The sequence below is a fragment of the Acetivibrio sp. genome, from assembly GCF_035371925.1.
GTDB lineage: Bacteria > Bacillota > Clostridia > Acetivibrionales > Acetivibrionaceae > Hungateiclostridium.
Genome location: NZ_DAORXT010000112.1, coordinates 1 through 8,534 on the forward strand (window position 1 = coordinate 1; position 8,534 = coordinate 8,534).

The following is an 8,534-nucleotide window of genomic DNA, read 5'->3' on the forward strand; positions in this document are numbered from 1 at the left end:
TTTTTTATAATTGTACTGCTTTAAAGTTAGGGATACCATGTTCGGGCCGGTTTTACGCTTACAGATATGTAATAACGAATTTAAATTAAGGGGGTAAAAAAGTGAATTTGATTTTTCATACAGTGTTTAGCGTTTCAACCTCTCCGGTAATTTCCAAAAAGATAGTTAAATCTGATAAAACTTTAAAATACCTAGGATTAGGTTTTATAAGTAATATAATTATGCATGGAGTTATGGATTTGGTTCCCCATGACTATCCTATTACTACGATGATGGATGTATTTATTTCATTTGCTTTATTTTTCTTAGCAATAATATTTGTAAAAAAAGAATTTCGAAGTGCGGTTTTTTTCTGTTTTTTAGGAGGAGCTTTGCCTGACCTTGTAGACAAGGGATTTTTTCGAGTGCTTAGAATGAATAGTATTAAGCTATTTCCATGGCATTGGTCTAATGTTATTAACTTTTTCTACAAGTGGTATAAACATAACTGGCTTTTTACAATGGGTAATATTTTGGCGATTGTCGTTTCTTTATGCTTGTTGTGGGCTAATAGGAAATTTATATTTAAATCTATGGCAAAGTACATAAATTCATAAGAGTGGACAGGTTGTATAGATTAATAATGGCGTGGTATGTGTGTTTTTTGATTTTCAAGGATAATATATATGGTACAAAAGACGTAGAGGAAAATCTTTAAATTATAAAATATATATTAACGTAATATTAGTATAGGGAGGGACCAATCGATGTTAAAGCTAAACGGTTATGAATTGGTATGTCCGATTTGTAAAGGTAAAGAATTTAGCAGAAGAAATACTTTGCTTACTACCAGAGGTATGACATTTCTAAAACTTGATTGGCTAAATGAAAGCGCAATAAACTATATATGTAATAAATGTGGTTATATTCTTTGGTTTATTGATGACGGAAGAGATTATGTTGAAGAATATTATGTTGAAAAGAATAATGATATGCATGATTTGCACATAGATTATGAAACTTCAAAAGCAAATAAGGATGAATGCCCAATTTGCTTTAGCAAACGCAATGTAAATGATAAAGAATGTCCGAATTGCGGTTATAGATTTTGATAAAAGTATTAGATGAAGATTTTTAGAGTTTATTAGGATTTGTTATAAAAGCTTTACTTGGCTTTTGTTCGGATGAAAGAGGCATATATCATGAAGTGTCCATATTGTAAAGGTTTATTGCAGCTAAAAAATGAAGAGTATTATTGTGAATATGGAAATTGCTATTTTTCAAAAAATATAAGTAATTATTTTATCGAAGCTGCTAAAAGCGATAAAGTCAATAATATGGAATTTACGAAGAATGAGAGCAAACAGTTGGGGAGATTTTTCTGTGTACATTGCGGGGATAAAATGAGAAAGACTGAAGAACTATGCGAAGTTTGCACATCTTGTGGTTTTATAATGAATAAATCAGTATATTATCAAATAATCGAGTTGTCTGTGCATAAATGACTTTTTAAAAAGGGAAGGATCAGACTTAAATACTTTCTGAGGTTTATTTTGAAACTTCGGTTATAAAGGTTTAGCAAGAAAAATTACAGGGTGATTTTATGAAAATAACCATAGACTATGCTGAATTTGCAGATATGGAATATTTGTTGAAGAATGACAAATATATAAGTAAAGAAATGCTTGAAAAAAAGATTAAAGATAAAGAGATAATTGCAATTCGTGTTGATGACAGTATAGTAGGGTGGCTGAGATATAATTACTTTTGGGACAACACGCCATTTATGAACATGTTGTATTTTGATGAAGACTATAGACAAAAAGGCCTGGGTTCAAAAGCTGTTTCGTTTTGGGAAAAAGCTATGAAGGAAAAGGGATATACAAGGGTTATGACATCATCATTGTCAAATGAACAGGCACAGTTTTTTTATAGAAAACAGGGTTATAAGGATGCCGGATGTTTATTGCTTGAAAATGAAGCTCTTGAAATATTGTTTATTAAAAACATTTAATGATGACAATAATAGGATAACAATGACGGACAAATACTGGCTCATACAGCTTTGTGAGACTTGGCATGATAACCGGTAACCGAAAATAAACCCTTTGCATATTAATATTATGTAGCTAAGACGCAATAAACCATCAAACATGTCTTATCTTCATAATATTAACTTTCAATGCAAAGGGGACGAACTAATGGAAGGGATAATATTAGTCACCGGTGCAGCAGGCTTTATCGGTTTTCACTTGGTACAACGTTTGCTCAAAGAGGGCTGCAATGTCTTAGGAATAGACAATTTAAACGAATATTATGATATCCAATTAAAAAAAGACCGTCTGAAATTGCTAAGTGAAGATAAAAACTTTGTATTTCACAAAGTCGATATTAAAGACAAAAAGGCAGTGGACCATATCTTTGAAACCTATAGGCCAACCTATGTTATCAATCTTGCGGCACAAGCGGGGGTGCGTTATTCTATTGAGAATCCCTATGCCTATGTAGATTCAAATTTAGTGGGATTTGTGAATATTCTCGAAGCGTGCCGAAAATACCCTGTGAAGCATCTTATCTATGCTTCATCGAGTTCGGTATATGGCGGAAACAAAGTCTCACCCTTTTCTACCAGCCATAATGTAGATCATCCTGTGTCTTTATATGCAGCCACAAAAAAGTCCAATGAATTGTTGGCCCATACCTACAGCCATCTTTTTGGCATACCTACAACGGGGTTGAGGTTTTTTACCGTATACGGTCCTTGGGGAAGGCCGGATATGGCGTATTTCTCATTCACAAAAGATATTTTAAGCGGTAAGCCAATTAAAGTATTCAATCACGGCAAGATGGAAAGGGATTTTACTTACATTGACGATATCGTAGACGGGATTGTCAGGCTGATTGATAGAATTCCGGTGCCAAATAAAGACTGGGATGAAACTAAAGATGACATAAGCACCAGTTTTGCACCGTACAAAATCTATAATATTGGCAACAACAATCCTGTTCCTTTAATGAATTTCATCAATGTTTTAGAGTCGATTCTCGGTAAGCCGGCAAAGAAAGTATATTTAGACCTGCAACCCGGAGATGTGCCAAGAACCTATGCGGATATTTCCGATCTTGAAAGGGATGTAAATTTCAAACCGTCCACAAGTATTGAAGAAGGGCTTCAGAAATTTGTTAATTGGTATAAGGAATATTACAAAGCAGAAGTTTAATATAATCAAAATAAGAGATATTGTAAACCCCTATCAAAAAAATTAATGAGACAAATGGCATAAAATAAGTTAAAATAATATTATTATAAACTTTTAATTTTTTAAGGCGGTTTTTCAAGGGATAATAAAATTGGTGTTTTAAAAATACGCATAAATATTTATGCAGATAAAAAGGGGTTTATATGAGAAGATTAATAGTGTTTTTTTCAATTTTGCTTGTTTTGATTATACCGGCAAATGTCAGGGTGGAGGCATCGAGCATTGCCAATCTCGGTTTTGTTGAAGCCGATGTTATTTTGCAGCCGGATGGCAAAGCTATTGTATCCTATACCGTTCGATATAATCTGCTACCGGGAAAGACTATGCTGGCTTTTACCATGTCAGGGTTTGACAAGCTTAGTCCTGTCTTTGACAAAGATAATGCATGGGTTATAACTGACAACAACAATTCTTATCCTATCGATATAGTAAGCCTCGGCGACGGCTATTATGACATTATAAATTCAGGCAATAAAAGGCTGGGAGGAGAATACCTTACCTACAAATTTCGTTTTGCTGCCGACATGGCTGCGGCCGGATATTTGAAAAAAACCACTGCCGAAGACGGACGAAAACTTGTGGTGTTTGACTGGGCTCCTACCGAATGGGATGAAGCAATGGAGCATTATACTGTTACAATAAATTATCCTTTGGCTTTTCCGAAGGAATCCGGCACAAGGGAAGAAGTTGAAAGCTTCCTTCTCGAGAATAATTTTGCTACGGAAAAGTGGATGAATGAGGAATATCTTATTGACTACCGGGTTAAAGTACTGAACGGGACCCCAAGGGTGCAGGTGCTGCTTCACAAGGAAAACTTAGGGCCAAAAGACAAGTTTAGGATTAAGCAGTACATTACGGAGGGTATTTTTAATCTGGACACTTCAAAGGGTATAGATACTCCGATAGATGACTTTGAGAATCAGCCCGAAAACCGGTATAAAGAAGATTTGGACAGGTATCCTATGCGTATGGACAATGGAACTGAGGGCAGGAAAGTTCTGTTAATAATTCTAATCGGCCTTTTTGCAGGAATTTACATCGTGATGGGGAGGAAGTACCGTTCTGTGGTCCAAGCGCAGAATACTTTATCTCAGGTTCAATGGGCAAGGTATGATTGGGAACCTCCACAGCTAGAAATAGCTTCGTTTAGAAAGGACGGTACTGTTGCTACAGGACTGGATGCAGTTGAAATAGCACTTATAATAGGAATTCCTTACAAGAGGATTATTTCGGTTATCCTGTCAAAGCTTGTAGAACAGGGATTCCTCGAGGAGATTTCCGTAGAACCCCTACGGGTGCGCCGCATAGAACATGATAATCCGTCATCGTTTTTAAATGAATATGAATTAATGATGTATGAAGCTGCAATAGACGGGGAGATTGACGAAAAGGAAATAGAAAGTATAATACAAAAGCTTATTGATAATGTGCAGCAAAAAACATGGGACTGCGACATAGAGGCCACCCGCAAGTACTATGCCGACAAGATGTCCGAAGCATTAAAGGACCAAAATGCAAATTCGGAACAAGGTATGGATAAGGAGCATATTGAGGAAGAGTATATTGACACATGGCCATATTGGTATTATTACTACAGTGGTTTGACATACAGCCATGACAGAAATCGTCATAGGAGATATGAGGAGTCGGTATCGTATTATTCGGACAATTTTTCGTTTGATTCGGTGGCGGGTTCTAACGCGGGTGCTTTTGCATGTCATTCGGCATGCCACTCAGCATGTCATGATGCATGCCATTCGGCCTGCCACTCGGCTTGTCATTCGGCCTGCCACTCAGCGTGTCATTCTGCTTGTCACTCGGCTTGCGTGAGCGGGGGTGCAAGATGACGAAAGATGAGAAGAAATTGGCATGGGTTGATGAGTTTTTAGCACGAATAAAGCCGTATGTTTATATCCGGCTTAGAGATAATGTTCTTATTCGTATGCCCAATGAGGCGTTTAAGCTTAATACCACCGGAGCGCGGATTATCGACCACATTTTAAAGGGTGGTTCGGTGTATGATTTTGTTAAGGTCCGCCCCGATGCAAAAGAAACCGAGACGCAGTTGGAGCGTTTCTTTGTAGATTTTTTACGAATGTGGAATAATGAAGTCTGTGAGAATTACAGAACAGCTGCCGTGCACAGGGTTGAATTTTCCAAAGGATATATCGAGCTTCCCGTTTTGTCGGAGGTTGCGCTCACATATGCCTGCAATATAAAATGCCGTTTTTGTTATGCCGGCTGTACTGGGGCAAAAAGGAGCAGGGAGCTTGACAAGGAAGGCTTTAAAAAGGTTCTTGATATTATCCGGTATGAGGCTGAGGTGCCCAGTGTATCCTTTACGGGAGGAGAACCGCTTCTTAATAAAAATCTTCCCGAGCTAATAAAATATGCTTCAAAAGTTAATGGGATGAGGGTTAATCTTATAACAAACGGTACGCTGATAACTCCAAAGAAAGCCAAGGAGCTTGCAAAGGCGGGTCTTTCGTCGGCACAGGTCAGCATTGAATCTCCATATGCACCGGAACATGATTTAATTACTGGGGTAACGGGTTCCCATGAGGCTTCGGTATCGGGATATAAAGCTCTTAAAGCAGCGGGAGTTTTGGTTCACCCTCATTTTACAATTTGCAAGCTAAACCGAAAATCTGCCATGGAATATCCGGAATTTTGCAAAGAAATCGGTTCGGACAGGTTTTCCGCCAATCTGGTTATACCTGCCGGCAGAGGCGGTGACGATGAATTGACCATTCGTTATAGTGATATCGGCGAAATAGTAGAAGAGATACGAAAAAAAGCCTCGATGCTCGGTGTTAAATTTATGTGGTATTCTCCAACTCCGTTATGCTTGTTTAATCCTATTCCGACAGGTCTTGGCAATAAAGGGTGCAGTGCCTGCGAAGGATTGCTTTCTGTTGACCCAGAAGGCAATATGCTGCCATGCTCAAGCTGGTCGGAGCCTATGGGAAATTTATTGGAAGAAGGCTTTGAGGCTGTATGGTCAAAAAAACGGTCCAAATGGATACGGGACAAGCAAGCGGCGCCTGAAGAATGCAAAGGCTGCAAGCATTTCGATGTATGTCAGGGAGCCTGTCCCTTATATTTCAATATACACGGATACGAGGAGCTCCATAGTGCATGGAAGTCCTTCGGTCTATGCAAAGAAAGGAGTACAGTATGAGTAACTGGATTCATATACCGGGCTTTCCATCTCCGGAAGAACAGGATAGTTTAAAATTTTATGTATTAACCAACTTGCCATATTCAACTAGAATAACTATATATTTACTGCTCATAGCTGTTGGCTTTGCAATTCAGTTTATTACGATGAATCCCTGGTTTGGAGCTGTTTTTTTAATTTGTGCGACGATTTTGAGCCTGGTTCGCGGGATTGACAGTCATAAGAAGCTCACCGGCTTTAAAAACGATAAGAATTGGACGACGGTTGATATGGAGCGTATCAATGAAATTAGAAAACTTGATGATTCAATATCAAAGTGGGATAAAGATGCTTTTGATATAACCAATGGATTAGGAATCTTTGCATTTATATTTTGTATTTTCGGTTTGATTATAATCTCAAAAATTATGATGTCTAATCCGGGATATTATCAGACGGGAAAGATTTTGATGACCGATACGATTATAGTTTTGGTGCCCATATGGTTTAACGGAACACGAGAGGTTTTCAAACAAAAGAAACTAAGGATAAAAATTGATATTATACAAAGGATGGAAGAGTACTTCGGGGCTATTAAGAAAGAAGGAGAACATTTTAAGCCTGCATTGCTGCTTGCTAGGAACAGTAAAGGAAAAAGCATACCCAAAGATGCGCGTTTTAATATTTCTTTTGACGGTATGCCGGCAGAATTCTATGGTGTTCAGGCGCAGATAAATATAAATGTCGTGGAGGGAGCAGATTATCCTTATTTCTATTGCGTTATACCTGCAAAATCAGGATTTGGGCTTCAAGAGTTTGTATATAAAATTCCTAAAGGTAAAAGTGTTGGTTCGGACCGTGTTATTGTAGAATTTCAACAAGACGAAGAAGCGGAGGTAATTGTTATTCGCCAGAATACGACGAAGACATCAGGATATCATACAAAGATAGACAGTTGCAAAAATATACTTAATATTGCTCTCAACGGTGCAAGGATTATACTTGAAGCGAAAGGAAATTGATTGTAAGGAGTGACGTAAATTAATGAGCGGGACATCACATATACGTTTGTATAATCCGGTATTGGAGACAGAAAGACTTCTCTTAAGAAAGCTTATGATTTCCGATGACAGGGATATATTTGAATATGCAAAGGACCCGGAGGTGTCCAGATATGTGACGTGGGAGCCGCACAAGTCCATAGAGGACGCCAGGGCATTTATCAATTGGAATATTGAACGTTATAACAAGGGTGACATTGGAGAATGGGGTATTGAGCTTAAGGAAACCGGCCGGATAATCGGAAGTATTGGGTTTGTGGAGCTTGACAAAGTAAATTTCTGTGGAACAGTAGGGTATGCCCTGTCTAAAGAATATTGGGGAAAGGGTATAATGACCGAAGCGGTAAAGCGCATAATCCGTTTTGCTTTTGAAGAAATGGGACTAAACAGGGTTGAGGCAGTTCATATTCCCGAAAATGAAGCCTCGGGAAAGGTAATGCAAAAAGCAGGAATGATATACGAAGGGCTGTTGCGTCAAAGAATGTTTGCAAAGGGCAGATTTTGGGACTTGAAGCAGTATGCAATTGTAAAAGATGATGTTTGTGAATATCGACAGAATTAATCTTGACAGTGGAAATTTAATTTGATAACATATTATCAAAAATGGTTAAATGCGTTGATGAGGAGAAAGCACTGCTATGACGTGTTCCAGAGAGCTGTTGGTTGCTGCAAAACAGTACACGGGGCAGATTGCGAGCTCGCCTTTGAGCAGTCGGCTGAAAGCTGTAAAAGTTTTTTGCGGCAAGTAGGTGCGAACGGGTTTCTCGCCGTTACAACGAGAAGGCATTGACTTGGTATCTTGGAATGCAATGAAAGAGTCAAAAACAAAGGGATTCGATGTCCCGAGCCTATATTGGTAAACAGGATTCTATTTCGATGCCGGAGAGTGGGTATTTTTATATACCAAAAAGAGTGGTACCGCGGAAAGAAATGGCTTTCGTCTCTAACATATATATGTTATGAGGTGAAAGCTTTTTTAGTTTTCATAAGTTTAAAAAACTGGGATTATAGGAGGAATGTTATCCTGAATTTTGCAGTTAGAAGAGGGAAAAAGAGCCCATAACCACGCTAAAA

The 8,534-nt window shown here is 38.1% G+C and carries 8 protein-coding genes and 1 other annotated feature; all 8 genes read left to right on the plus strand.

Annotated elements, in window-relative coordinates; translation table 11 throughout:
• Window positions 1-101: 101 nt before the first annotated feature.
• Window positions 102-596, plus strand: a complete 495-nt coding sequence (locus PLH43_RS12125; protein WP_324363471.1) for a hypothetical protein — start codon at window positions 102-104, stop codon at window positions 594-596.
• Window positions 597-746: 150 nt separating this feature from the next.
• On the plus strand, window positions 747-1,091 hold the full coding sequence (locus PLH43_RS12130; protein ID WP_324363473.1) for a hypothetical protein: 345 nt from the start codon (window positions 747-749) through the stop codon (window positions 1,089-1,091).
• 491 nt (window positions 1,092-1,582) lie between these two features.
• Window positions 1,583-1,993, plus strand: a complete 411-nt coding sequence (locus PLH43_RS12135; protein ID WP_324363475.1) for a GNAT family N-acetyltransferase — start codon at window positions 1,583-1,585, stop codon at window positions 1,991-1,993.
• Window positions 1,994-2,180: 187 nt separating this feature from the next.
• Window positions 2,181-3,200 carry an NAD-dependent epimerase gene (locus tag PLH43_RS12140; protein WP_324363477.1) on the plus strand — a complete coding sequence of 340 codons (1,020 nt, stop codon included), beginning with the start codon at window positions 2,181-2,183 and terminating at the stop codon, window positions 3,198-3,200.
• 182 nt (window positions 3,201-3,382) lie between these two features.
• Complete coding sequence (locus PLH43_RS12145) at window positions 3,383-5,086, plus strand: hypothetical protein (protein WP_324363479.1); 1,704 nt, start codon at window positions 3,383-3,385, stop codon at window positions 5,084-5,086.
• Window positions 5,083-6,420, plus strand: a complete 1,338-nt coding sequence (locus tag PLH43_RS12150; protein ID WP_324363481.1) for a radical SAM protein — start codon at window positions 5,083-5,085, stop codon at window positions 6,418-6,420. Before PLH43_RS12145 ends, PLH43_RS12150 begins: the two co-directional genes overlap by 4 nt.
• Entirely contained in the window at window positions 6,417-7,421 is a 1,005-nt protein-coding gene (locus PLH43_RS12155) for a hypothetical protein (protein WP_324363483.1), read from the plus strand. Before PLH43_RS12150 ends, PLH43_RS12155 begins: the two co-directional genes overlap by 4 nt.
• Before the next feature lie 22 nt (window positions 7,422-7,443).
• Entirely contained in the window at window positions 7,444-8,022 is a 579-nt protein-coding gene (locus tag PLH43_RS12160) for a GNAT family protein (protein WP_324363485.1), read from the plus strand.
• Between the two features lie 45 nt (window positions 8,023-8,067).
• Window positions 8,068-8,408, plus strand: a binding site (T-box leader).
• Window positions 8,409-8,534 lie beyond the last annotated feature (126 nt).